The organism is Pseudodesulfovibrio hydrargyri (assembly GCF_001874525.1).
In the GTDB taxonomy this organism is placed as follows: Bacteria; Desulfobacterota; Desulfovibrionia; order Desulfovibrionales; family Desulfovibrionaceae; genus Pseudodesulfovibrio; species Pseudodesulfovibrio hydrargyri.
In genome coordinates this window covers 804,293-827,653 of sequence record NZ_LKAQ01000004.1, presented here as the reverse complement: position 1 = coordinate 827,653, position 23,361 = coordinate 804,293, and the positions used below count along the sequence as shown (strand labels likewise).

The 23,361-nt window shown below is 66.7% G+C and carries 22 protein-coding genes; 6 read left to right on the top strand and 16 right to left on the bottom strand.

Annotation, left to right across the window (positions count from 1 at the left end):
• The first annotated feature begins 2 nt into the window (after positions 1-2).
• Complete coding sequence (locus tag BerOc1_RS08225; protein WP_071545234.1) at positions 3-2,879, top strand: hybrid sensor histidine kinase/response regulator; 2,877 nt, start codon at positions 3-5, stop codon at positions 2,877-2,879.
• A gap of 72 nt (positions 2,880-2,951) precedes the next feature.
• Positions 2,952-3,611: a CBS domain-containing protein gene (locus BerOc1_RS08220; RefSeq protein ID WP_071545233.1), complete on the top strand. Its 660-nt coding sequence runs from the start codon at positions 2,952-2,954 to the stop codon at positions 3,609-3,611.
• A 405-nt stretch (positions 3,612-4,016) separates the two neighbouring features.
• Here the strand turns inward: BerOc1_RS08220 and BerOc1_RS08215 are convergent, their stop codons facing one another.
• Both BerOc1_RS08215 and BerOc1_RS08210 read right to left on the bottom strand, forming a co-directional pair.
• Positions 4,017-4,385 carry a response regulator gene (locus BerOc1_RS08215; protein ID WP_071545232.1) on the bottom strand — a complete coding sequence of 123 codons (369 nt, stop codon included), beginning with the start codon at positions 4,383-4,385 and terminating at the stop codon, positions 4,017-4,019.
• A 12-nt stretch (positions 4,386-4,397) separates the two neighbouring features.
• Positions 4,398-6,836, bottom strand: a complete 2,439-nt coding sequence (locus tag BerOc1_RS08210; RefSeq protein WP_071545231.1) for a PAS domain-containing hybrid sensor histidine kinase/response regulator — start codon at positions 6,834-6,836, stop codon at positions 4,398-4,400.
• Between the two features lie 157 nt (positions 6,837-6,993).
• Here BerOc1_RS08210 and BerOc1_RS08205 point away from each other — a divergent pair, with 157 nt between their 5' ends.
• Positions 6,994-7,863 (top strand): radical SAM protein, encoded by an 870-nt coding sequence (locus tag BerOc1_RS08205; RefSeq protein ID WP_071545230.1) that lies wholly within the window; start codon positions 6,994-6,996, stop codon positions 7,861-7,863.
• A gap of 12 nt (positions 7,864-7,875) precedes the next feature.
• Here BerOc1_RS08205 and BerOc1_RS08200 read toward each other — a convergent pair whose 3' ends face one another.
• The gene (locus tag BerOc1_RS08200) at positions 7,876-9,063 is read right to left on the bottom strand and encodes an amidohydrolase family protein (protein ID WP_071545229.1); all 1,188 of its coding nucleotides are present in this window, start codon (positions 9,061-9,063) and stop codon (positions 7,876-7,878) included.
• Positions 9,064-9,072: 9 nt separating this feature from the next.
• A complete protein-coding gene (locus BerOc1_RS08195; protein WP_071545228.1) occupies positions 9,073-10,323 on the bottom strand; it encodes an EAL and HDOD domain-containing protein in 1,251 nt (416 codons plus the stop codon).
• 223 nt (positions 10,324-10,546) lie between these two features.
• Between BerOc1_RS08195 and BerOc1_RS08190 the strand changes: the two genes are divergently transcribed.
• The gene (locus tag BerOc1_RS08190) at positions 10,547-11,350 is read left to right on the top strand and encodes a 2-amino-3,7-dideoxy-D-threo-hept-6-ulosonate synthase (RefSeq protein WP_071545227.1); all 804 of its coding nucleotides are present in this window, start codon (positions 10,547-10,549) and stop codon (positions 11,348-11,350) included.
• 591 nt (positions 11,351-11,941) lie between these two features.
• On the opposite strand, the gene BerOc1_RS08185 is transcribed toward BerOc1_RS08190, so the two are convergent.
• Genes BerOc1_RS08185 through BerOc1_RS08175 form a run of 3 tightly spaced genes read right to left on the bottom strand, consistent with a single transcriptional unit; the run spans position 11,942 to position 14,110 of the window.
• Positions 11,942-12,343: a hypothetical protein gene (locus tag BerOc1_RS08185; RefSeq protein WP_071545226.1), complete on the bottom strand. Its 402-nt coding sequence runs from the start codon at positions 12,341-12,343 to the stop codon at positions 11,942-11,944.
• Between the two features lie 12 nt (positions 12,344-12,355).
• Positions 12,356-13,339, bottom strand: a complete 984-nt coding sequence (locus BerOc1_RS08180) for a HEAT repeat domain-containing protein (RefSeq protein WP_071545225.1) — start codon at positions 13,337-13,339, stop codon at positions 12,356-12,358.
• Positions 13,340-13,363: 24 nt separating this feature from the next.
• Positions 13,364-14,110 (bottom strand): S24 family peptidase, encoded by a 747-nt coding sequence (locus tag BerOc1_RS08175; protein ID WP_071545224.1) that lies wholly within the window; start codon positions 14,108-14,110, stop codon positions 13,364-13,366.
• A 157-nt stretch (positions 14,111-14,267) separates the two neighbouring features.
• Between BerOc1_RS08175 and BerOc1_RS08170 the strand changes: the two genes are divergently transcribed.
• Both BerOc1_RS08170 and BerOc1_RS08165 read left to right on the top strand, forming a co-directional pair.
• Positions 14,268-14,663 carry a DUF5675 family protein gene (locus tag BerOc1_RS08170; RefSeq protein ID WP_071545223.1) on the top strand — a complete coding sequence of 132 codons (396 nt, stop codon included), beginning with the start codon at positions 14,268-14,270 and terminating at the stop codon, positions 14,661-14,663.
• 13 nt (positions 14,664-14,676) lie between these two features.
• Complete coding sequence (locus BerOc1_RS08165) at positions 14,677-14,907, top strand: helix-turn-helix domain-containing protein (protein WP_071545222.1); 231 nt, start codon at positions 14,677-14,679, stop codon at positions 14,905-14,907.
• A gap of 13 nt (positions 14,908-14,920) precedes the next feature.
• Here the strand turns inward: BerOc1_RS08165 and BerOc1_RS08160 are convergent, their stop codons facing one another.
• From BerOc1_RS08160 to BerOc1_RS08120, 9 genes are all read right to left on the bottom strand, one after another.
• On the bottom strand, positions 14,921-15,676 hold the full coding sequence (locus BerOc1_RS08160; RefSeq protein WP_071545221.1) for a hypothetical protein: 756 nt from the start codon (positions 15,674-15,676) through the stop codon (positions 14,921-14,923).
• A 112-nt stretch (positions 15,677-15,788) separates the two neighbouring features.
• Positions 15,789-17,132, bottom strand: a complete 1,344-nt coding sequence (locus BerOc1_RS08155) for an SH3 domain-containing C40 family peptidase (protein WP_071545220.1) — start codon at positions 17,130-17,132, stop codon at positions 15,789-15,791.
• A 3-nt stretch (positions 17,133-17,135) separates the two neighbouring features.
• Positions 17,136-17,714 carry a flavin reductase family protein gene (locus tag BerOc1_RS08150; RefSeq protein ID WP_071545219.1) on the bottom strand — a complete coding sequence of 193 codons (579 nt, stop codon included), beginning with the start codon at positions 17,712-17,714 and terminating at the stop codon, positions 17,136-17,138.
• 63 nt (positions 17,715-17,777) lie between these two features.
• Positions 17,778-18,836: a hypothetical protein gene (locus tag BerOc1_RS08145; RefSeq protein WP_071545218.1), complete on the bottom strand. Its 1,059-nt coding sequence runs from the start codon at positions 18,834-18,836 to the stop codon at positions 17,778-17,780.
• A 30-nt stretch (positions 18,837-18,866) separates the two neighbouring features.
• Complete coding sequence (locus BerOc1_RS08140) at positions 18,867-20,057, bottom strand: cystathionine gamma-synthase family protein (RefSeq protein WP_071545217.1); 1,191 nt, start codon at positions 20,055-20,057, stop codon at positions 18,867-18,869.
• A gap of 430 nt (positions 20,058-20,487) precedes the next feature.
• The gene (locus BerOc1_RS08135) at positions 20,488-20,922 is read right to left on the bottom strand and encodes a thioredoxin family protein (RefSeq protein WP_071545216.1); all 435 of its coding nucleotides are present in this window, start codon (positions 20,920-20,922) and stop codon (positions 20,488-20,490) included.
• Positions 20,923-20,990: 68 nt separating this feature from the next.
• Positions 20,991-21,401 (bottom strand): PaaI family thioesterase, encoded by a 411-nt coding sequence (locus tag BerOc1_RS08130; protein WP_071545215.1) that lies wholly within the window; start codon positions 21,399-21,401, stop codon positions 20,991-20,993.
• A 3-nt stretch (positions 21,402-21,404) separates the two neighbouring features.
• On the bottom strand, positions 21,405-22,220 hold the full coding sequence (locus BerOc1_RS08125) for a sugar phosphate isomerase/epimerase family protein (protein ID WP_071545214.1): 816 nt from the start codon (positions 22,218-22,220) through the stop codon (positions 21,405-21,407).
• Between the two features lie 270 nt (positions 22,221-22,490).
• The gene (locus BerOc1_RS08120; RefSeq protein ID WP_071545213.1) at positions 22,491-22,901 is read right to left on the bottom strand and encodes a hypothetical protein; all 411 of its coding nucleotides are present in this window, start codon (positions 22,899-22,901) and stop codon (positions 22,491-22,493) included.
• Positions 22,902-23,361 lie beyond the last annotated feature (460 nt).

The window sequence follows — 23,361 nt, the reverse complement described above, 5'->3', positions numbered from 1 at the left end:
GCGTGAAAATACTGATCTTGGCGGGCAAGCGTGTGGACGAACGGGACCTGGACCTGCTCCCGGAGGGCCATGAACGGACGGTGGTCCGTCAGGGCGCGGTCTCCCGAGGAGTGCGCCGACTGGAAAAGGACGGTGCCGACCTGGTCCTGTTCGTGCCCGATGCGGACGACGGCTCCTGGCCCCGCGCCGTGCGCCGCGTCCGCGAGGAATACGGGCGGCAGTCCATCGTCCTGACCCGGGATCCGGGCCGGGAGGCCGAGGCCCTGGCCCAGGGGGCCTTCGATTGTTTCGTCCGGGGCCCGGAGACGCGCGAGAGCCTGGCCCGCAGCTTCCGCCATCTCGAGGACCGGCTGGACACCGAGAACCGGCTCAAATCCCGCCAGGACCTGCTCGACTGGATGGAGCGCACCGATTCCTTCGGCAGCTGGGAGATGAACGCGGACGGCGAGATCCGCTGGTCCATGGGGCTGCGGCGCATCTTCGGCAGGGAGGAGGCTCCGGGCCGCAGGCTGTCCGGCCTGCGCAACCACGTCCACCCGGACGACCTGGAGGTCTTTGACCGGGCCAACGAGGCCACCTTCGACCAGGGCTGGCCACTGGATTTCGAGTACCGCGTGGTGGACGAGGACGGCAAGATCCGCCACCTGCACGTCAACCGCGAGGTGGCGCTGGGGCCGGGCGGCGAGGTCGCGCGCATCTGGGGCATGGCCCGCGACGTCTCCCTGCAAAAGGAATTCGAGGAACTGCTCTTCAAGCGGGACGCCATCCTCCAGGTCCTGGCCAACTTCGCCAGCCGGTTCCTGCGCAAGGTGGATTGGAACGGGGGCGTGGACGAGGCCCTGGCCAAGCTCGGCAAGGTCGCGGACGTGACCCGCATCTACCTGTTCATGAAGGAGGGCGACCCGGACGGCGGGGAGGTATTGTCCCTGCACAACGAGTGGGGCGCGGAGTGGGTCGCGCCCCTGAGCGCCATGCCCCTGAGCCGGGACCTGCCGATCTCCCCCCGCTACGACACCTGGCGCGGGGCCATGCTCAAGCGCAAGGTGGTCACCGGCCACGTCAAGCACTTCCGCAAGGAGGAGCGGACCCTGTTCGCGGCCACCGGGGCCAAGTCGGTCATGATCGTGCCGGTCTTCGCCGGAAACGCCTGGTGGGGCTTCCTCGGGCTGTCCGAACACCGCCACGAACGGGACTGGCTGCCCGTGGAGATCGAATCCATGATGCTGGCCGCCAACCTCTTCGGCTCGGCCATCCACTACGGCGAGATGAGCCGCAAGCTGGTGGAGGCCAACCGGTCCGCCGAGGAGGCCTCCAGCGCCGCGCTCGAGGCGAACCTGGCCAAGTCCATGTTCCTGGCCAACATGAGCCACGAGATCCGCACGCCCATCAGCGGCATCCTGGGCATGGCCGAGATGATGGTCACCACCGGCCTGACCGAGGCCCAGCGCGAACACATGGACATGATCCGCGACGCCAGCAATTCTCTGCTGAACATCGTCAACGACATCCTGGACATCTCCAAGATCGAGGCGGGCCGCATGGAGCTCAAACCCGAGGATTTCACCTTCCGTTCGGCCCTGGAGACCAGCGTGCGCTCCTTCGGCCCCCAGGCCGAGCTCAACGGGCTGGTCTTCCGCTACTCCGTGGCCGAGGACGTGCCCGAAAGGCTCAACGGCGACCCGGACCGGCTGGGCCAGGTCCTGTGGAACCTCATCGGCAACGCGCTCAAGTTCACCCCGCGCGGGCTGGTGGAGCTGACCGTGGAGCTCTCGCGCATCGAGTCCGGGCGCGCCTGCCTCCAGTTCAAGGTCCGCGACACGGGCGTGGGCATCCCCGGGGACAAGCTCGACGCGATCTTCGACAGCTTCACCCAGGCCGACAGTTCCCTGCGCAAGAAGCACCAGGGCACCGGGCTCGGCCTGACCATCTCCCGCCAGCTGGTCAACATGATGGGCGGCGAGATCGGCGTGGAATCCGCCGAGGGCCGGGGCAGCACCTTTTTCTTCACCGCCTGGTTCGGCCTGGCCGAGGCGCCCGAGGCCGAACCCGTCCCGTCCCGGTCGCGCACCCCGCGGACCCTGCACCTGAATATTCTGCTGGCCGACGACAACCCCATGAACCGGAAGTACCTGCAACACTTCCTGACCATGTTCGGCCACACCGTGACCACCGCGGAAAACGGGGTCCAGGCCCTGGAGGCCCTGCGCGAAAGGGGGCGGGATATCGACCTGGTGCTCATGGACGTCCAGATGCCCGAGATGAGCGGCCTGGAGGCCACCCGCGCCATCCGCGAGTCCGACGGCCGCCTGTACGACCGCAGGATCCCGATCATCGCCCTGACCGCCTACGCCATGAAGGGCGACCGCGAACGCATGCTCGACGCGGGCATGGACGACTACGTCAGCAAGCCCGTGGACATGCACAAGCTGTCCGAGGCCATCGTCCGCTGTACCGCCGACCGCGAGGCCCGCAGGGGGGTGACCTGCCGTCCCGTCCCCGCGGCCCTGGCCCCCCGGCGGGAGGAAAAGCGAAAGCCCGAGGTCGCCCTGGATGTGGATAGCCTGAGCAGGCGGTTCGAGGGCAATATGGACCTGTACAAGGACATCCTCGACCTCTTTCTCCTCGAAGCCCGGGTCAAGCGCGAAGAGCTCCACAAGGGGCTTGAGGCCATGGACGCCAAGGCCGTGGCCACCGCCCTGCACTCCATCACCAACATCTCCAGCCACGTCCTGGCCATGGATTTGGTCAAGGAGTCCCGGTCACTTGAAAAAAGATGTTATTGCGGTGAGATGGAGGAGGTGAAGGAGGGGGTCAAGGACCTCGTGCCCCGCTTCGACGCCCTGGTCAGGGCCGTGGAGAACGAAGCCGCGCGGTTGTGACCCGTTGCAATTTGCGGACTTACCGAGTAGGTATTGTTGACCCTTTCCGTCCCGGAAATCAGGAGGTAGCCGATGCTGGTCAGAGACTGGATGACGGTCAACGTCATCGCCCTGGGAGTGAATTCCTCGGTGCTGGACGCGGCCGAGATACTGCGGGAAAAGAATATCCGTCAGTTCCCGGTCATCGACAGCGCGGGCTCCCTGGTGGGCATCGTCTCCGACCGGGACATCCGCGACGCCATGCCGTCCAAGTTCATCCCCGGCGACGCCGTGGTCGAAAGCGGCGGCGGCCTGTACACCCTCACCGCCGGGGACATCATGACCCTGGACCCGGTGTCCGTTCCCCCGGACGCGGCCATGACCGAAGTGGCCGACATCCTCGTCAAACACAAGGTCGGCGGCCTGCCCGTGGTCGATCGGGGGCGGCTTGAGGGGATCATCACCCAGCTCGACGTGCTCCGCTTCCTGTGCGCCTCGGCGGGCTCCGCGCGCGGCGGCGCCCAGTTCGGCATCCGCATGGACGGCTCCGAAGGCGCCCTGGCCGACATCCTCTGCGACCTGCGCGCCAGGGGAATCGCCTTCAACAGCGTGTTCACCGCCGTGGACCCCAACCGCTGCGGCTCCCGGAACGCCTACGTCACCATCGCCGACCTCGGCGACAAGTCCGTCGAGGACGTCGTTGAGCTACTGCAAAGCAAATACACTTTATTGTTCTACGTAGCCGAGGGGTGACGGTAGATTTGGTGTAGGGCGGCTTCCGATAGCGGGCCATCCGCACATTTTTCGAGGGTTCGCCTGACCGCAGCGTACCCCAGTACGTGAGGATCAGGCGGACCCTCGAAAAATGCACAGCTGACCCACTCTCGAAAGCCTATCCCGAGCGCGGTAGGAGAGCCGCTGTCGGGTGCTGCGCACCCGAATCGCTCCAGGGGGAGATCTGCGGGGCCTTGTTTCATGGCTTGGGCAAAGGTTGTTTTGCGCGCCCCACCCCGCGAAGCGGCGCCAAAAAGTTTGGAAGGGGGAGTCCAGAGGGGGAAACTTTTGAAAAAGTTTCCCCCTCTGGCCGCCGGAGGCGAAAAAAGGACCTCCCGGCCGCATTGCGGCCGGGAGGTCCTTTTTTCGCTTGAGTACGCCGGGCTAGTCGGCCAGGGCGGTGCGGACGACTTCGACGAGACGGCGGGTGTCGATGGGTTTGGTGAAGGTGTCGACCACGTCGTAGACCTTGGCGAGCTCGACGATGGCTTCGGGGTTGAAGGCCTCGCCGCCGGAGATGGCGATGAACTTGTGGGAGCTGTCTGCCTTGATGAGTTCGCCCATGACCTGGAGGCCGCCCTTTTTGGGCAGGAAGATGTCGATGATGGACAGGTCGATGGGGGTGTCGCGGCAGATATGGATGGCTTCTTCGCCGTCCGCGGCCTCGATCACGTTGAAACCTTCGGCTTCGAGAACCGACTTGAGCAGTTCCCGGATCATGGGGGCGTCGTCGACGACGAGGATGGTTTTCATCAGGGTGCTCCTTTACGTTTCAGGGAGGGTGTCCGCTGCCTGTTCGCGAATATCGGTTAGGTAGTCTAGCGCGGACCGGACGTCGGATTCAAGGATTTTCAATTCTTTTTCGGCGGACGCGACATCCTGCTGGCGGCAGAGATATTCCATCTGTTCGGCGATGGCCCCGAGGCGTTGCGCGCCGATGGTCCGGGCCGAACTTTTGATGGAATGGGCCATGCGCTTGGCGTTCTTCCAGTCGCGCCCGGCGAAGTGGCCGGCCAGTTCCCTGAGCTCGCCGGGCACGTCGCGCAGGAAGATTTCGTCCATGCGGTGCAGGAGAGCCTCTTTGCCGCCGAGCATTTCCAGGGCGCTTTCGCGGTCGAACGGCTTGCCCGAGGGCACGGGGGCGCGGGTTTCGCTTTTCGGCTCCGGGGCCTTGTGCGGGAGGTTGGTGACCCGGGCGATGGTGTTGTAGAAGTCGCGCATCTTGATGGGCTTGGCGATGTAGTCGTCCATGCCCACGTCCAGGAACCGTTCGCGGTCGCCTTTGAGCGCGTGGGCGGTCAGGGCCACGATGGGGATGTTCGGGTCCAGCGCGCCGGAGTTGGGGTCGCGGATGGCCCGGGTGGCCGAGACACCGTCCATGATCGGCATCTGGACGTCCATGAGCACCAGGTCGAAGGGGGACTCGCGCAGGGCATTGAGGGCCTCGATGCCGTTTTTCACGGCCAGGACCCGGTGGCCCTGCTCACTGAGCAGGGTGGTGGCCAGTTCGCGGTTGAGCGGGTTGTCGTCGGCCAGGAGCACGGTCATGGGCGCAATTTCCGGGGGCGGGGTTTCGGCCTCGAGCCGTTCCCGCTCCACGGCGGCCGGATCGCCGACTTTGAGGTCGGCGGTGAAAGTGAAGGTGCTGCCCTTTCCCTCCCGGCTCTCCAGGGAGAGTTCGCCGCCCATGAGCCCGACCAGGAGTTGGCAGATGGCCAGCCCCAGGCCGGTGCCGCCGTATTTGCGGGTGATGGAGTCGTCGGCCTGGAGAAAGGACTGGAAGATGTCCCGCTGCTTGTGCTCCGGGATGCCCACGCCGGTGTCGGCCACGGAAAACACCATGGTCACCGGGGCGCCGGACGCAAGGCCGTCGGCGGGCTCGGCGGGCCGGACGCTCACGGTCACCCCGCCGGTCTCGGTGAACTTGATGGCGTTGCCCACCAGGTTGATGATGATCTGGCGCAGGCGCGAGGGGTCGCCCACCAGGGCGGGGGGCACGTCCTCGGCCACGGTTGCCCGCAGCTTGAGTCCCTTTTCCTCGGCCGCGAGAAGGTGCAGGTCCATGGCGCCGCCGATGACCCGGCGCAGGTCGAAATCGATGGATTCCAGGGTCAGCCGGGAGGCTTCGATCTTGGAGAAGTCGAGGATGTCGTTGATCACGGACAAGAGCGAGTTGCCCGCCTCCATGACCCGGCGCAGGTAGCGGTCCTTGCGCTCCTGGTCGTCGATGGACAGGGCCAGCTCGGACATGCCCAGGATGGCGTTGAGCGGGGTCCGGATTTCGTGGCTCATGTTGGCCAGGAACGAGGACTTGGCGCGGGTGGCGGCATCCGCCTTTTCCATGGCCGTGACCAGGCGGTGGGACTTGCTGGTCAGCTCCATGTTGGCCTTTTCCAGTTCCTTGGTGCGCTGTTTGACGCGGTCCTCCAACTTGTCGCGGGCTTTTTTCAGGGCGTCCTCGGCCCGTTGCCTGGCGGTGATGTCGATGCCCAGCACCATGATCATGCGCTCGCCGTTGGAGTCGGTCATGGGGCTGCATTGCAGGTGGAAGGTGCGCCCCTGGTTGTCGGTCCAGTCCCATTCCACGGCCCGGTCGGTGTTCATGGCTTCCATGGGCGGGCACAGGGAGCAGGTGGTGCCCGAGCAGTTCAGGGCCTCGCGGCAGTTGCGGTTTTTGGGGCTGCCGAAATACCGCCGGAAGTAGCGGTTGGCGTAGCGGATGGTCTGGTCCGGGTAGAGGTGGTAGACGATGCCGGGCAGGGACTCCATGAAGAATATCTGGCGCTGCTGTTCGCGGCGCAGATCCTCGTCGGTGCGCCGCAGCTTGGTCAGGTCCAGGGTGTGCACGGCCAGCCGGTTGACCTCGCCCCAGGGGTTGGCCACGGGCACGATGGAGTGGACCAGGGAGCGGCCGCCGATCTCCTCTTCGAAGCGCACGGACCGGACGCTTTCTATGGCCTCCTTGATCTTGGCCCGGCGGGAGTCCGCCGCGTCCGCGGGCAGCAAGTCGTAGATGTTGGAGCGCTGCAGGCTCTGGCCCGGTTTGAGATCGAACAACTTGGCCGCGGCCTCGTTGGCGGCCAGCACGTACCCGCTCACGTCCATGACGAAGGCGGACTCCACCGAGGAGTCCATCAGCGCCCTGGAGGTCTCGTCCAGAGCCACGTAGGAGGTGGGGCGTGCGGGTTTCTTGTCGAAGGCCATGCTGTTTGTGGATTCGATAGGTTACTCTTGACTAAGTAGTAAGAAACCGGGGCGGTAAGGTCAACGGGAAAGCCCTGCGAACCATTATAAATATGGCCCCCCGGGCGGCTTGCCATTTCCGCCGGTTGCCGTATCGTGGGGAGCCGGAGGAGGACGCATGGACCATCAGGGCATGATCATACGACCGCCGAGCGAGGCCGGGTCCGTTCTGCTGCAGGTCACCCTGGGGTGTTCCCACGGCCGGTGCGCCTTCTGCGGCGCGTACCTGGAAAAACGGTTCGCCATCAAGCCGCGCGAAACCGTGCTGGCGGACATCCTGTACGCGGCCCGTCATCTGCGCGGCCAGCGGCGGGTGTTTTTGTGCGACGGGGATGCCATGATCCTGCCCCAGGCACGGCTGACCGATATCCTGTCGCTCATCCGCGAGCATCTGCCCTGGGTCACCAGGGTGGGCACCTACGCCAACGCCAAGAGCCTGAAACGCAAGAGCGACGCGGAACTGGCCGAGCTGCGCGGGCTGGGCCTGGGCATCGTCTACATGGGCCTGGAGTCCGGCGACGACGCGGTCCTGGATGAGATGGGCAAGAACGGCGATGCGGACTTCATCGTGGAGCAGGGGCGCCGCGCCAGGGCGGCCGGGTTCAAGCTCAACGTCACGGTCGTCAACGGACTGGGCGGAGTGGAGCGGTCCCGGGAGCACGCCGAGGCCACGGCCCGCGCCCTGACCCGCATGGACCCGGACCAGGTGGGGGCGCTCAGCTTGATGCTCGTGCCCGGCACCCCGCTGCACGATCGATTCGAGCGCGGCGAATTCGCCATCCCCGACGCCCGGGGCATCCTTTTGGAACTGCGCCGGATGCTGGCCGGAACCGAACTGACTCGCGGCCTGTTTTTGGCCGACCACGCCTCCAACTACCTGCCGCTCAAGGTCCGTCTGCCCTCGGGCAAACAGGCGGCCCTGGACCGCATCGACCAGGCCCTGGCGGGCGCTGCCCGGCTCAGGGACGAGTCCGTCCGGCGGCTTTGATATCCCGGAAAATCAGCGGATGAACACCCCGTCCTTGACGATGTGCGCGGGGTCTTGCAGCGCGTCCTGCGCGGGCGCGCCGCGCACGGCCAGCAGGTCGGCGGCCATGCCGGGCGCGATGCGCCCCCGGTCCGTGAATCCGCAGACCTCGGCCGCCGTGGCCGTGGCCGCCTGGAGCACGGCGGTGTCGTCCAGTCCCGCTTCAGCCAGCAGACGCATCTCGCGCACCGGCATGCCCGCGTCCGTGCGCCGGTAGGGGAAGTCGTTGCCCAGGGCGATCCGCCCGCCCATCGCGTGGAAGGCGCGGACCGGCGCGAACAGGTCCGGCCCGTTCCACGGGGTGCGGGTGAACACGTCCAGGGTCGGGGTCATGATGATCCCGTCCCGGACCATGCGTTCGAGCAGACGGAGGTAGTACGGCGCGGGCGCGCCATCCGGGTCGAGGACGGGGCGGATCGCGCCCTGCTCGTGCCAGCGGTGCGGGACGTGCTCGATGCAGTCCGCCCCGGCGTCGAGCGCGGGCTCAAGGCCGGACACATCCTCCACATGGCAGCGCACGGCCAGCCCGAGCCGGTGGGCCGCGTCGCAGATCGCCCTGGCCGTGCCCGGGTCGAACAGGGGCCAGGCTTCGGGCAGGCTGCCGGGTTCGAAAGCGATCTTGATGCGCCTCACGCCCAGATCGGCCAGCCGCCTGACCGCGTCCGCGCCCTCCTTGGGGGACGCGACGGACAGGGCGTGTTCCGGGCTGTGCACGGGCAGGGGGTAGCCGCCGGGGGGGCAGAGCATGGGCCCGCAGGCCGAGGCCGAGGCCGTCCGGCCCGTGGGCGCGTCCAGGAGCGCGGGCAGGAACTTGAGCGGCGAGGCCGCGTCGCCGATACCGGTCACGCCGTGGTCGAGCCAGCGCTCGCGCCGCTCGCGGACGGTGTGCAGGTCGTGGCAGTGGGCGTTGATCACGCCCGGTAGGATGGAGCCGTTTTCGGGCGCGACGATGGGGCGGTCGGTTACGGCATGGGCCGGGACCACATCCTCGATGCGGCCCGAACGGACGAGCACGGCGTGGCCGGGCAGGGGGGCTCCCTGCCCCGGATAGACGGTGCCCGCCAGGGCGAAGGTCCCCCGGGGCGGGGCGGCCTGGACCGTTGGCGCTAGCAGGCCCGTTCCGGCCAGCAGGGTCAGGAACGCGCGCCGCGACAGGGCCATGGGCCGGGGCTAGTCCGAGCCGGGTTTGGAGGAGAAGAAGGCGTCGGCCCAGGTGAAGGCGTGCTGGTAGCTGACGGCCACGGTGCCGGGCAGCAGGTTCAGGGCCGCCGCGCGTTCGCCGACCTCGTCCCAGTCCGAGGCCTCGATGGCCTTGGCCAGGTCGAGCCATGGAGTGAACCGGGTCCGTTTGCCGCACAGGGTGGCCTTGACCTCCTCGTCCACGGGCAGGTGGTCGGTGATCTCCTTCATGGCCGTGTCGAGCATGGCGTCCAGCAGGGAGAAGAGGCCGACGATGAACAGGGTGTCCGAGTCCTCCTCGTACCCGCTGCCCAGGGCGGCGGTCTCGAAGAGCTTGGCCCGGTGGGCCGAGATGTAGGCCAGTTCCAGGGTCTTCTCGGACGGGGCCAGGTCGGTCAGGATGATCAGCCGCAGCCAGTTGCGGATGGGCTTCCATCCGGTCAGGACCACTGCCTGCTTGATGGACGTCACCTTGGTGGCGAAGCTGAAGTTGGCGGAGTTGAGGAAGTTGAGCAGCCGGTAGCTGATGGCCACGTCCGCCTCGATGGCCGGGGCCAGGGCGTCGAAGTTGGGCTCGTCCTTTTCGATGATCTCGAAGAGCTTGAGCCGGGTGGCCTTGGCCGAGCTGATCTTGCGTCCGGACTCGATCTGGGGGCGCTTGAAGAAGAACCCGTGGAACAGGGTGAAGCCCGCGTTACGGGCCCGTTCCAGGTCCTCCGCGTTCTCCACCCGCTTGGCCACCAGGCGGGGCGCGCCGAACCGCTTGGCGCGGGTGACGATGGCCTCGAGGTCGGCCTGATCCTTGCCCTCCACGTCGATGAGCAGGGTGTCGGCCAACTCGCCCAGCCGTTCGCAGCCGGGCTTGCCCTCGAAGTTGTTCAGGGCCAGCTCGTAGCCGTCGAGCATCAGGTCGCCCAGGGCCACGAACAATGCCTCGTCCGGGTCCTCGATCTCCTCCAGGATGATGACCGTATTGTCCCACGGGATGGCGTGCGGGATGCCCCGGACCACGGCCTCGGGCGTGAAGTGGATCAGGAACCGGGTCTTGTCGTTCCGCGGGGTGTCGCACAGCGGGAGGTTGGAAACGAGGCTCATGGTCGCCTCGGAATTGTCGGTGAATACGGCGTGGTCGGCGTCTCCGCTGTCGCGGAAGAGCATCATATAGCCCCAGGTCTCGTTCTGGGTATCGAATATGGGCTGACGGGCCACGAAGACGGATTCATAGGTCTTCTCGTCGGTCATCTGTGTCCCCTTTGGCAGGCAATCGGATCGTTCATGCGGTTCATAGGGAAACGGCACGGTACCAAGGATAGGGCGTGGATGGGCATTCGTCAACAACTCCGCACAAAAAGGACCCGGAAACCAGAGCCCGCGACAGGGGAATTCCGCTTTCCTCTTGGGCCGTACTGTATTATGGGAACCCAGGTATCGGACAGACAGCAACCACCAGGAGAGAGGTGACGCAATGCATATCGGAAAGGCCATCCGTCTGGAGAGGATTTTCAACCGCAACACCATGCGGACCATCATCGTGCCCATGGACCACGGCGTGACCGTGGGACCCATCGCCGGGCTCGAGAAGATGCGCGACACGGTCACCAACCTGGTGGCCGGCGGGGCCAACGCGGGGCTGGTCCACAAGGGCCAGGTCAAGCTCGGCCACCGCATGCAGGGCCGCGACTTCGGCTGCATCGTCCACCTGTCGGCGGGCACCTGCCTGTCGCCGTTCCCCAACGTGAAGCGGCTGGTGACCACCGTGGAGGAGGCCATCCGCCTTGGCGCGGACGCGGTCAGCGTGCACGTCAACCTGGGCGACGAAACCGAGGGCCAGATGCTCATGGACCTGGGCAGGGTGGCCGCGTCCGCCTCGGAGTGGGGCATGCCCCTGCTGGCCATGGTCTACGCGCGCGGCCCCAAGGTCCCGGACGAGTACGACCCGGACATCGTGGCCCACTGCGCCCGCGTGGGAGCGGAGCTGGGCGCGGACGTGGTCAAGGTCAACTACCCCGGCAGCGCCGAGAGCTTCGCCCATGTGGTCGAGTGCGCGGGCGTGCCCGTGGTCATCGCCGGCGGGGCCAAGATGGACTCCACCCGCGACTTCCTGGACATGGTCCGCACCTCCCTGGACGCGGGCGGTTCCGGCCTGTCCGTGGGCCGCAACGTGTTCCAGCATCGCGATACCACCCGGCTGGTCGAGGTCCTCAACCGGATCGTCCACGAGGACGCCCCGGTGGACGAGGCCGTCAAGGGGTACGAGGACATCCTCTAGCCCGCTTCCGCCATCGGTCGACTAAACCGAAGCCCCTGGCGCCCTTTCCGGCGTCAGGGGCTTCGTCGTTCCGGGAGACGGCGATGCGGCCGGGCCGGTCCTGTTCCCCGCAGACGCATGGGCCCGGGGGCGCGTGTCCGGGCTCAGCCGCGTCCCGGTCCGGCCCCAGGGCCGTGGACACGGCAAAGCCCGCTTCGCGGAGTTCGGCGGCCGTGGGCAGCTCCTCCTTTTGTTCGGCTTTTATGATCACGGCAAGACGCATAACTCCCCCTGGCTGACCGGCCGTCCTTGAAGAGCGGCAAGTTGGCAATCGATAAATATAGAATCAACGTTGTAACAGTAGAAATATAGTCATAAAATGTCCAGTAAAAACTGACAAAATTTGCATCTAATATCCTATTTTACTTTGAAAAATTAGTAAAATACAATTTAAGGTTTTGCTGTAAAATACAACTTATATAGTTATTGGTGCAGTGTTGCATCCACTTTGTTTGCAAAGTGGATATAGTTGCGTTGCACATAATGCAAAAGACCGCGCCGCGCATGGTATTACCATGCGCGGCGCGGTCTTTTGCAGGGCGCGTCCGCCGGTTATTGTTCCTGGCTCTTGAACACGAAGAGCGGGAGCCGTGCGCGGGTCTCCCAATCTCCGTCGGTCTTCACGGCCACGGCCAGGACGTGCTTGCCCTCGCCCTCCACCTTGAGGCCGGGGAGCTGGAAGTTCATCTTGTGCAGCATGGTCCCGGTGGGGGCGATCTCCTGCATGCCCAGGGTGATCTCCCCGCCCTCGGGCGAGACCAGGGCCAGAGAGATGGTGAACGGGGTGTTGCCCGCGTTCTCCAGGTCCCACAGGCTGGCGAAGTAGATGGGCGGCAGGGTGGTCGGAAAGTTCGGGACCACCGCGTGTTCGATGGTCCGGATGAACGAGGTCGAGCTCGAATCCTTGTCGATGATCAGGTCCGAGCAGATGAGGGCGTAAACGAGTTCAGGCATGGTGCCTCCGTGTCAGTTTTGGTGAAGGACGCCGCTCAGGGAGCGGCGAAGGTCCTCGGGCAGGGTGCGCGCCAGTTCCGGGTCGATGCGGGTCAGGAGCAAGGCGGCCGCCGCCTTCTGCCCATCGCTGCCCGTGGCCAGGGCCGCGCGCAAGGCGGGCTCGGCCTGCGCGCCCATGCGCGCCAGGGTGTACAGGGCCATCTGGCCCATGGGCGTGCCGGGCCTGGTCAGCAACCTGACCAGGACCGGAGTCGCGTCCGCGCCCAGGCGGGCAAACGGCCGGTTGGCGTCCTCGCTGCCGAGCAGGGTCATCTGTCTAAATACCAGCGCCGGGTCCGGCCCGATGAGGTCAAGGGTCTCGGCGATGACGTGGACCAGGCGCATGTCCCGAGTCGCAAGCGCCCGGATCAGGGCCGGGACCGCGGGCATGGCCTCGGGACCCATGGCCCCCAGCAGCCATGCGGCCTTGGCCTGGACCGCGACATCGTCGGCCTGCAGCAGGCGGGCCAGGGCCGGAATCGCGTCCCGTCCCATACGGTTCAGGCACAGGGAGGCGGCCAGGCGGGCCCGTTCGTCGGAACAGGCCAGCAGCCGGGCCACGTCCTGAGCGGCCGTTCTGCCGATCCGGGCCAGGGTGTGGGCGGCCAGGGAGCGGACCGTGGGGTCCGGATCGCCCAAGGCCTTGAGCAGGCCCTCCATGGCCAGGGCGGGCGCGGGCTGCAGGGCCAGGCCGTAGACCGCGCCCCGGCGCACGGCCGCGTCCTGGGCGTTCAGACTCCGGATCAGTCCGGGCAGGGCCTCCTGGCCGCATCGGCGCAGGTCGGACATCCCCGTTGCCCGTTCGCTCTCGTCCTGGCTGCCCAGCCGTTCGGCGATATGAAGTCCGCCCTGCTCCGAGGCCGAGGCGGACGCGGCCGGGACAAGGGGCAGCACCAGGGCGAACAGCAACGCCGGGACAAGCCCGCGGACCGTGATAATATGTCGAAAGTCCAACATGGGGCCTCCTTTTTTGAAAGATGGCTATTTCCGGGTCATGTCGCTCCAGGCCCAGACCACGTTGCCGCCGATGGCCCCATTGATGTCGCCGCCGTAGTCGCGGCCGAGCCGGAAGGTGACGGGCGGATGCTCGCGGCTGTTGTCCGAGTAGTAGATCAGCTCCACGTCGTCGTCCAGCCGCCGGGTGCTGACCCGCCGGATATGCACCGCCCCGTCCTCGCCCGGTTCGCGGACGAGCATGATCTTGCCCGCCGGGCTGGGGTCGCGGTCGTCGCGGTCCACCAGAACGACGTCCCCCGGGTGCAGCGTGGGGGTCATGGCCTGCTCGGCCCGGCCCACCTCCACGGCCACCAGGTTGGTCCGAAAGCGGATGGACTCCTGGTGCCGCCAGACCAGAATCCAGCCCTCCACGCCGGCCTCGGGGACCAGCCCGGCCGAGGCGGCCACGGCCGGAGCGGCCAGGGGCACGGCCAGGTAGTCGTCGGCCCTGGGGTCGGGCGCGGCCGCACCGGCCCGGGCCCGGTCGGGCGGCCGGAAACAGACCTGGCGGGCGGCGTCGGCCGGTTCGTCGCAAAAGGACAGGGTCACGCCCACGCGGTCCAGAATGTAGCCCAGGGAGTCGCTGTTCAGGCCGCGTTCCCGCTTGAGGAAGCGGTTGAGCTGCGACGGGTCGACTCCGAGTTCGTCGGCCATCCGTTTGTTGTTGGGGTACCGTTTGCCCGGTCCGATCCGGTCGAGAAGCGCCTGGCGCACGTCATCGGTGAATCCCATTTCATCCCCTTTTCCTTGTAATGGTCGTGCACTCTTATACATGAAAATTGGCAAATGTCTAAAGAGAATTTGAGGAAAATGGTTGACTAGCAAATTGCCAATTGACTATAAAAGGTTGTAACTGCTTTGTCAGATTACAAACACGGAGGTGTAACTGATGAGAAAAGTTGATATTACACGACTGGAAAAAAGTGAAGAAGGGACTTTCGGCGTGCTCCGCCTGGACGGCCGGGTCCAATGCGTCACCCTGGAGCCGCCCGAGCGGGGCAACCGGGTCGGGGTGTCCTGCATCCCGGCCGGGACCTACACCTGCCGGAAGGTGGATTCGCCCAGCTTCGGGCCGACCTTCGAGGTGACCGGCGTGCCCGGCCGCACCGCCATCCTGTTCCATCAGGGCAACGTGGCCCGCGACACGCACGGCTGCATCCTGCTCGGCAGCCGGTTCGGCAGGCTCGGGGACGAGCGCGGCGTGCTCGATTCCCGCGCGGCCTTCACGGAGTTCCTGGACCGCTGCGCCGGGGAGCGGACCTTTCAATTCACCATCGAGGGATAGAGGCGGTGCGCGTATGTCGGAGATCTGTCTGAAAGGGGCGAAGGATATCTGCGAGGCCGTGGGGGAGAACCCGCGCAACATCACTGAACTGGTCCGGGACAAGGGGCTGCCCGCGTGGAAGCGGGACGACAAGGGGTCGTGGCGCGCCCTGCCCGAGGATCTGCATCGCTGGATCCGGGAGCAGCGCGACCGGCACATCAGCAATTACGTGTTCAGGGAGCGGGTGGAGGCGGGGGCGGATTGAGGCCTGTCCGGCCCTACGCGGGTGGCGCGGGACTCGCGGGCGCGGTGCGCATGACCGGCAGCCGCAGCGAGCTTCCGCCGTTCACGCCCTGAGCGCACGGGTCGCCGTCGCGCGGGGGGACGGACAGCCGCAGGCCGTCGGCCGACTGCGAAAGGTAAAGCGTCTCGGCCTGGGCCAGCCCGTTCTCCAGCCGATTCAGCCGAGCCAACAGCGGGTCCGGCGCATGGGGCACGTATGTGTGGACAGGGGCGGACCGGCGCGCCGCGACGATCCGGACCGGTTCGCTGAAGGTGGGGCCGGCAGCGACCTCGGCGGCGATCACCCGGAGCCCGGCGGTCCGTTGCACGGGGGCGATTTTCCTTTTCGTCTTTGCGGATGAGGCCTTCCTTACCGCCCTCACGGGCTGCCCTTCCTCGGCGACGGCAGTGGATTCTGCGGCCGGTTCGGCAACAGGCCCGGCAACGGGACCGGTCATGTCCCCGGCGTCGGCCACGGCCACGCTCAGGGCCCCGGCAAAGGCGGCCGGGTCGGGCTCGTCCCCGTCGTTCGCGAGCCAGTCGAACTTGGCCAGGAAGACCTCGTCCGGCGTGCGGCCGTGGGCCCCGTATTCGTAGGAGTATTCGGCCACGGTGTAGGCCGTCCCGGCAAGTTGCGCCGCGGGCGGTCCGATCGCGCCGAGCACGCCCAGGGCCGCGTTGATGGCCAGGCAGCCGGGCAGGATGGTCAGCGCTCCCAGGAGCAGGATATGGCCGAGTTTCGATCCGCGCATGGGACGTACGCTGCATGGCCCGTTCCCAAACGGTCCAAGGCGTGGGAAATCAGTCCGTTGCGCCGGGTGGTTTCGCGGTCCGCGCGGCTGCCGTCAAAAAAAGGTCGGCCGGTCAGGGCAGGGTGTTGAAGGAGCGGACCGTGTGCAGGAGCACGCCCTCGGGCCGGGCCAGGTGGCGGAGGTTCGCTCCCGGTTCCAGGGTGGAGATCACGGTCCGGCCGATGACCCGCCGTCCCTCGACCCCGCTTTGCCTGGTCTTGAGGCCCCAGATGGTCTGCAGGACCACGGGTTCGCCGTCCTTGGAACCTATGTAGAGCATGATGTGCCCCGGCTTGCGCACCAGGGTCAGGAACGGCACGCCTTCCTCGAGCAGCCGCGCCTTCTTGGCCGCGTCGCTCTCGCCGTCCAGGGGCTCCACCCAGCCGAGCCTGGCCTGCTGGCTCGAATTGCGCGGCAGGAACACGCCGAACGCGGCCATCAGGTCCATGACCGTGGCCGAGCAGTCGCGGTCCGTGTACAGCCCGCCCCATCCGTAGGGCTCGCCGAGCATGCGGTCGGCCAGCATGGCGAAGTTGTCCGGCGTGGGTGCGAGCGGCGCGGGGAGCGCGTCTCCGGGCGCGACATGGGCGTACCGGACCACTGCCCGCCCCAGGACGTCCCTGGCCGGGACCATGACCGTGAGGCCGCCGTCTTCGGTGCTTTTCACACTTTCAGCCACGGGCAGCAGGGTGCCGATGAATCCCTTGAAGCGGAACACGCCGTCCGTGTCCGCCAGGGAGACCCCTTCCCGGACCAGGGCCGCGTATGCGCCGGTCCGGAAGGTTTTGGCGAAGTCGTCGTCCACCCAGGCGATGTCCGCGCGGCGCACCCAGCCGTAGGCGAAGCGCGACTCCACCAGTACCCAGGCGCGATCCGCGCTCTCGTGGCTGGCGTACAGCGGCGTCCCGGCCAGGACCAGGGAGTTCTGCAGGTAGTCGAAGGGGAACCCCTCGCCCGCCTGTCCCGGATCGCCAAAGGCGGGCTTTTCCGTGGGCAGGACCCGCATGGCCGTGTTGGCCACGGCGATAGCCCGCCGGTTCAGGCTCGGATACCCGGCCGCCTTTGACGCCTCGGCCATGGCGTCGAGCCAGGCCGGGCCGCGCGGTCGCAGGTTCTCGCCGTATACCGGCTTGTCCGCAAAGGCGGCCAGCCCCCAGAAGACCTTGTCCGCCGGATATTCCGGCCGCGTCCGCTCCCAGGGGTCGAAATGGCGCGCAAGAAAGTCCGACCACGCCACTCCCTGGACCTCCGGGCCCATGAGCAGCGCATCCCCGGGCAACCCGTGGTATGCCCCGGCGTCCTGCGCGGGCAGCATAAGCGGCGCGTCCGCCTCCCGCACCGCGCACCCCGCGCCGGTCAGGAGCAGGGCCGCGAGCAGGAGCGGAAACGGAAATGCGGACAGGCCGGTACGACGCATGGGCTAGCCCTTCTTCAGGAATTTCTTGCCCACATCGAACCCCTTGCCGACCTTTTCGCCCACAGTGTGGTAGTTGCGGGTGCCGGGGGAGAAGATCAGGGGCAGGACTTTTTCCGGGTCCGGGTACTTGCCGTCGGCCAGCTTGTCCTCGTCGCACTTCACGTCCTTGATCTCGCCCACGAACATGACGTGCACGTTCAGGTCCACGGTTTCCTTGAGTTCGCACTCGATGACCAGCGGGAACTCCTCGATGTACGGGGCGTCCACGAACTCGCCCTTGACCGGAGTCAGGCCGGTGACCGCGAACTTGTCCACCTTGTCGCCCGAGGCCATGCCCAGGAAGTCCGCCTCGGCGGCCAGCGGGGCCGAGCTCACGGACACGGTGAACGCCTTGTGCTTGAGGATACCCTTGTAGGTGTGGCGCGACGGGCGCACGGACACGGTCAGGCAGGCCGGGTCCGAGCCGCAGATGCCGCCCCAGGCCGCGATCATGGCGTTGGGCTTGCCCGCTTCATCATAGGAGCCCACCGCCCAGACAGGGGCGGGCTGCGCCAGGGTATTGGGACCGAGGGATTTCTTCATGATGGTTGCTCCTTGTATGGATTGGGGCCCGCCGTCCGGGGCGGGCCGGGGTGAATGGAACCGTCAGCGCCCGAACCCGGACAGACCGGGGCCGGTGCGTTCGGCCATGCGTCCGGCCAGGACCGAACACAGGCCGCAGGTCCGGCACGCCTTGTCGCACGCCGTGACCTGTTCGAAAAAATCGGCGGGCAGCCCATGGTTGGGGATGTACACCTGCTCCGCCAGGTCGCCCATGGCGTCCATCAGGTCCAGCAGGTTGCCCTCGTATTTCCCCTCCACATACGCGGCCACCGTGCGCATCAGGAAATCCGCGCCCCGGTTGCGTCCGCAGAGCTTGAGCCCGTGGGCCGTCCCCGCGTGGCGGCCCATGTCCTCGGGACGGATGAACGGCGAGGCGAGCATCAGCCCCGGCTCGTCGAGCATGCGCCGGACGCAGCCGAATTCCCGGTTCATGGCAAAGGTCCGGTCCCCGCACAGACCCTCCACCACCAGCGCGATATGCGCGTCGTGGGCGGGCTTGTACGGGCATTGGTACAGGCACCCCTCGTTGGCCAGCAGGAACAGGCGCACGTCCGCATGCCGGGCGCGCAGCCCGTGGACCAACCCGCTCAACCCCTCCGGGTCGCGGTTCAGCGCCCGGTCCGCCACCAGCCTGGAGGGTGGCCGGAACGCGGTGCCCGCGATCATGTCCAGCAGCGCGAAGGCCCTGGCGGGCGAGTCCGGCACGGCGTTGACGCTCGGCACCGCCTCCAGCCGTTCGCACGCCCCGGGCCGGGCGTCGGACAGGGCCTGCAAAAAATACGCGTCCGCGAACACCACCCCGGTCAGCCCGGCCTCGTCCGCGAGCCGCTCCAGCAGGTCGGCGGTCGCGTCCAGCCCGGCCTTGTCGAAATACCGTTCCGGCCGGTGCAGCCGCCCGTTCATCAGCAGGAAGCGGTCCACGCCCTCCAGCCGGTTCAGGCCGCGCACGACCTCCCCGAGATTCGTCTCGACCAGCCGCTGCCGGGCGTCCGGCACGCGCGGGTCGGTGAGCGGGAAGTGGACCGACGCGAGCCGGGCCGATCGTTCGCGCAGGAAATCGACGTAGTCGTCGCGGGGCAGGAAGGGCACGTCCAGCAACATACTCTGTTCTCACCCCATGGGCGGCTCGCGTCAAGCTTCCTGTCGCAGCGCCCGGTCCAGGTCCGCCTTCAGATCCTCCACGTCCTCGATGCCCACGGAATAGCGGATCAGGCTCTCCGGAATGCCCATGGCCGCGCGTTCCTCCTTGCTGCATTCCACATGGCTCGTGGTCGCGGGCGGCCCGGCAATGGTCTCCACCGCGCCCAGGTTGGCCGCGCGCCGCGCCAGCTTCAGCCCGGACAGCACCCGGCAGGCATCCGCATACGTTCCGCCCTTGGCCACGAAACTGAGCATGCCGCCGAACCCGCGCATCTGCCTGCGCGCGATCTCATGCCCCGGATGGGACGTAAGCCCCGGATAAAACACCTTCTCCACCCCGGGGTGGCCCTCCAGGAACCGGGCGATCTCCAGAGCGTTGGCGTTCTGCCGCTCGATGCGCAGGTGCAGCGTCTTCATGCCGCGCAACAGCAGATACGCGCTCATGGGCTCCAGCACGTTGCCCACGATCTCGCGGTACGAATAGATGGTCTTGATCAGCCCGGCGGCGCCCACGGCCACTCCGCCCAATGCGTCGGCGTGCCCGCCCAGGTACTTGGTCGCGCTGTGCAGCACCAGGTCCGCGCCCAGGGCCAGCGGGTTCTGGTTCACCGGCGTGGCGAATGTGTTGTCCACCATGACCACTGCCCCCACGGCCTTGCCCGCCTTGGCCAGCCGCTCGATGTCCAGCACCTTGATGGTCGGGTTGGTCGGCGTCTCCAGATAGAGCACCGCGCACCCCTTGGCCACCTCGGCCTCGATGGCCGCATGGTCCGTGGTGTCGCACAGGGTCACGTCCACGTTCACCCTGGGCAGGAACTCCGTGAACATCCGGTTCGTGCCGCCGTAGGTGTCCTTGACCGAAACCACCCGGTCGCCCGGCTTCAGCAGGGCAAATAGCGCGTTGGAAATGATGCCCATGCCCGAGGAAGCGCTCGTGGCCGCCTCACCGCCCTCCAGCAGCCGGACCTTCTCCTCGAACACCGACACCGTGGGGTTGGTGTTGCGCGTGTAGATGTGCCCCGGCCGATTGCCCAGGGCCACGTCCAGCCACTCGTCCATGTCATCAAAGCCGAACGACACGCTGTGCACTACCGGCACCTGCGTGGCGTTGCCCTCGAACAACCCTTCCTCGCCGCCCCAGACCGCCTTGGTCCCCATGGCGTATTTCCTGTCCCGGCTCATAGGCACTCCCGGAGTTATTCCATAATGATCGCGGAGAAATACCAAAGTCGAGCACGGGAAACAAGCGCGGTCGGGCGGATGGAAGAATGCCTCCGGCGGGCCCTCGCCGGGCGGCGTCTCCGACGGCTTAAGAACCTTTTGGGAAAAAGGTTCTTAAGAATCTTCCAAACTTTCTGTGTCGCCTGCGGCGAAGGTGCGGGAGCGGGGTGACGAGGTGTTGCGCGGGAGGTTGGGAGCAACTTGGCAGGGCGGTGTCCCGAATGGTTCGCGCCGGACGTCCATGGGCCTCGGAAGACGTCCTCGTCGCGGCCTTCCGTCGCCGCACCCCCGAGCGTAGCTCGGCTATGGGATTCTTAAGGCCCTCGGCCTTAAGCGGGTCCAGGGCAGCGCCCTGGTCTCCCCGAAGGGGCCGCCAGAGGCATTCCTTCCTTTACACGTACTGCCTCACCCAGGCCGCGATGTCTCGGGCGTTCATGGCCCCGGACTGGCGGGCTGCCTCCTGTCCGTTTTTGAACAGGATGAGGGTGGGCACGGCGCGGATGCCGTAGCGTCCGGCAATGGCCTGTTCGGCCGAGGTGTCTATTTTGGCCAGCCGGACCTGGGGGAACAGGGTCTTGGCGGCGTCGGCGAACTGGGGGCCCATCATCAGGCAGGGGCCGCAGGTGGGCGAGTAGAAGTCCACGAGGGTGGGCACCTGGGATTTGGCGATGTGGCGGTCGAAGGTCGAGCCCACGAGTTCCAGCGGGTGGTCGTCAAAGACCTTGTCGCGGCATTTGCCGCAGACGGCTTCGGCCTCGCGGCCGGTCCGGACGCGGTTGACGGCCCCGCAGTGCGGGCAGACGATGAGTCGGTTGTCGGTGGTCATGGTGTTCCTCCGTTGGTGTCGTACGGAAGAAAAATAAGCATGAAACCGCGCGGGGCAAGGGCGGGGGATCAGGCCAGGAGCAGGAACGAGGCCGTGGCCCGGGCCACTTCGCGGTTGTCGCTTGATGCGGTGGCCTCGACGAACAGGACGCGGCCGCCGCGTTTGATCACGCGGGCCTCGCAGCTCAGGTCCGAGCCGGGCTTGACCGCGCGCAGGTAGCTGACGGACAGGTCCACGGTGGTGGTCCGCTCGCCGGGCTGGTTGCCGCCGAGCACGGCGTGGGCCATGGTCTCGTCGAGCAGGGTGGCCAGCACGCCGCCCGCGACCACGCCCGCGCCCTGGGTCAGGGCCGGGCGGAACGGCAGGCGCAGCACGGCCCGGTCCGGTTCGAGAGTGTCGACGACGATGCCGAGGAAGGCGAAGAGGTTGTTTACGGTCTGGCCCGGCTGGCGGACCTCGTCGAGATAGGATTGGGGCATGGGTCAGTCACTCCGGACGGTTGTCAGCCGCGCCTCCATGTCCTGGCGCAGCCTGGTGAGCAATTCCACGGTGCCGTCCATGTCGTCGGGGAAGGCGCCCGGTTCCAGTTCCAGGGTAATGTATCCCCCGTAGCCCCGTTTGCCAAGGCGCGCCAGGAATTCGTCCAGCGGGAGCGCGCCTTTGCCCGGCGCAAGGTGTTCGGTATAGCCCACGGCGTCGGAGAAATGGACGTTGTAGAGCAGATCGAGCGGCACCTTGTCGATGGCCTCCAGCACGTTGCGGCCGGACACTCCCATGTGGCAGACGTCGAAGGTCAGGCCCACGTTCTTGTCCCGGCACTGGGCCATGAGCTTGTCCAGGGGATCGCGGCCGAACGGCGACCCCTCGGCCCAGGGCATGTTTTCCAGTGAGAAGCGGATGCGTCCCTTGGCGTCCAGGAGCAGGGGCAGGTCCACGGCCTTTTCGAACCAGCGGTTCTGGATCATGTTGGCCAGCCGCGAGCCGGGCGGGTGCATGACGATGTGGTCCGCTTCGGGCAGGGAGTTGGCCAGGGCCGTGGTCGCGCGCCAGGAATTGAGATGTCCGCCCCAGGCCGCCCAGTCGCGGAACGGGGCGTGCAGGCTGCGGATGGGCAGGATGTCGCTGATCGCGGTGAGCCCGGCCCGCGGGTCGAGCTTGGGCGAGTTCATGATCAGTTCCATGCCCGCGAATCCGGCCTCCCGGCCGATGCGCGCCACAAGCTTGAGCGGCAGGTGGAACAAACACCCCGCCGACAGCAGAATCTGGGGGCCGCCCGGGCCGACTGCGTCTTCTCCCATGCCTGCACCATACGGCACCCTCCGGTCCAGGCAATGAAATATCGGGGAAGGGCGCAATCCGGCGGGTAAACGGCGGCAAAACGAGTCCGGCGTCCGCTCGCTGCCGCGAACGGACCGTCCACGGGGATCCGCGCCATGCACCGCCTGTCCGGTCCATCGCGATCCGTTCGGGCCGGAAACCGGACCGCCGAAAAAAAGCCGCCTGACGAATCAGCGGCTTTCATTATGCTTAAATTATAATAAAAATAACTTATCGTCGCTTATCGATACTTACTTGGTCGGTGACTTCTCGATGAGGTCGACCAGGACGAGCGCCCAGGCCATGTCCCGTTTGTTGTCCTCGGTCATGGCGTCCAGGAGCCATTCCTTGAGTGGCTTGACCGCCGCCTTGAGCCGGGCCGGACCCAGGTCCTCCACCCTGTAGGCCGCGTCCAGAGCATCGAGGCACAGACAGTCGAACGCCTGCCCGGACCCGTCCGCGTGCCGGGCCGCGCGCAACGACGCATGGTAGGCCGCGATCTCCCGGACTTTCAACAGCCCGAAGACCACCGCCTCCAGCTGCGTGTAGTCCCGGCCCCATATGTCCGCACCCCGGATCTCCGGCCGCGCCAACGCCCGGCCGCGCTCCTCGCGCCGGTCCAGCGTGCGCCGGAATTCCTCCAAGGCCACCACGTTTCCCATAACCGCTCCTTTTTCCAAACGCTGTCTCCCTCTTTTCGGCCCTTCTTCATATTTCTTAAGGTGGTTTTGATCCTTTGGCGGGAAGGGGCAGGCCTCCGGCGGGCCCTCGCCGGGCGGCGTCTCCGACGGCTTAAGAACCTTTTGGGAAAAAGGTTCTTAAGAATCTCCCAAACTTCTTGGATGCCTTCGGCAGGTGTGTACGGGGCGGGGAGGCTGTCGGATGCGCGGAGGGTGTGGAAGTAGCTTGGCAGTGCGGTGTCCCGAAGGGTTCGCGCCGGACGACCATGGGCCTCGGAGGGCCGTCCGGCGCGAACCCTTCGGGACGGTTGTCAACGCCGCTGGCGGGCGTGGGCGTATCCCACTAAAGCGCCCTTGCGGCGTTTTGTGACTGCGGGCGAGATGAGCTTGAAACCCATGTCTTTCCCCAAAAAAGGAACCCAGCGATTTCGGGCTGAAAAAA

Bases quoted from the DNA above. Each gene is read 5' to 3' on its own strand.
- BerOc1_RS08190 (WP_071545227.1), top strand. From the start codon at position 10,547: ATGCATATCGGAAAGGCCATCCGTCTGGAGAGGATTTTCAACCGCAAC.
- BerOc1_RS08215 (WP_071545232.1), bottom strand. From the start codon at position 4,385: ATGAAAACCATCCTCGTCGTCGACGACGCCCCCATGATCCGGGAACTG.
- BerOc1_RS08175 (WP_071545224.1), bottom strand. From the start codon at position 14,110: ATGGGATTCACCGATGACGTGCGCCAGGCGCTTCTCGACCGGATCGGA.
- BerOc1_RS08140 (WP_071545217.1), bottom strand. From the start codon at position 20,057: ATGAGCCGGGACAGGAAATACGCCATGGGGACCAAGGCGGTCTGGGGC.
- BerOc1_RS08200 (WP_071545229.1), bottom strand. From the start codon at position 9,063: ATGGCCCTGTCGCGGCGCGCGTTCCTGACCCTGCTGGCCGGAACGGGC.
- BerOc1_RS08195 (WP_071545228.1), bottom strand. From the start codon at position 10,323: ATGACCGACGAGAAGACCTATGAATCCGTCTTCGTGGCCCGTCAGCCC.
- BerOc1_RS08135 (WP_071545216.1), bottom strand. From the start codon at position 20,922: ATGACCACCGACAACCGACTCATCGTCTGCCCGCACTGCGGGGCCGTC.
- BerOc1_RS08205 (WP_071545230.1), top strand. From the start codon at position 6,994: ATGGACCATCAGGGCATGATCATACGACCGCCGAGCGAGGCCGGGTCC.
- BerOc1_RS08160 (WP_071545221.1), bottom strand. From the start codon at position 15,676: ATGCGCGGATCGAAACTCGGCCATATCCTGCTCCTGGGAGCGCTGACC.
- BerOc1_RS08145 (WP_071545218.1), bottom strand. From the start codon at position 18,836: ATGTTGCTGGACGTGCCCTTCCTGCCCCGCGACGACTACGTCGATTTC.
- BerOc1_RS08170 (WP_071545223.1), top strand. From the start codon at position 14,268: ATGAGAAAAGTTGATATTACACGACTGGAAAAAAGTGAAGAAGGGACT.
- BerOc1_RS08220 (WP_071545233.1), top strand. From the start codon at position 2,952: ATGCTGGTCAGAGACTGGATGACGGTCAACGTCATCGCCCTGGGAGTG.
- BerOc1_RS08150 (WP_071545219.1), bottom strand. From the start codon at position 17,714: ATGAAGAAATCCCTCGGTCCCAATACCCTGGCGCAGCCCGCCCCTGTC.
- BerOc1_RS08130 (WP_071545215.1), bottom strand. From the start codon at position 21,401: ATGCCCCAATCCTATCTCGACGAGGTCCGCCAGCCGGGCCAGACCGTA.
- BerOc1_RS08155 (WP_071545220.1), bottom strand. From the start codon at position 17,132: ATGCGTCGTACCGGCCTGTCCGCATTTCCGTTTCCGCTCCTGCTCGCG.
- BerOc1_RS08185 (WP_071545226.1), bottom strand. From the start codon at position 12,343: ATGCCTGAACTCGTTTACGCCCTCATCTGCTCGGACCTGATCATCGAC.
- BerOc1_RS08210 (WP_071545231.1), bottom strand. From the start codon at position 6,836: ATGGCCTTCGACAAGAAACCCGCACGCCCCACCTCCTACGTGGCTCTG.
- BerOc1_RS08125 (WP_071545214.1), bottom strand. From the start codon at position 22,220: ATGGGAGAAGACGCAGTCGGCCCGGGCGGCCCCCAGATTCTGCTGTCG.
- BerOc1_RS08165 (WP_071545222.1), top strand. From the start codon at position 14,677: ATGTCGGAGATCTGTCTGAAAGGGGCGAAGGATATCTGCGAGGCCGTG.
- BerOc1_RS08180 (WP_071545225.1), bottom strand. From the start codon at position 13,339: ATGTTGGACTTTCGACATATTATCACGGTCCGCGGGCTTGTCCCGGCG.
- BerOc1_RS08120 (WP_071545213.1), bottom strand. From the start codon at position 22,901: ATGGGAAACGTGGTGGCCTTGGAGGAATTCCGGCGCACGCTGGACCGG.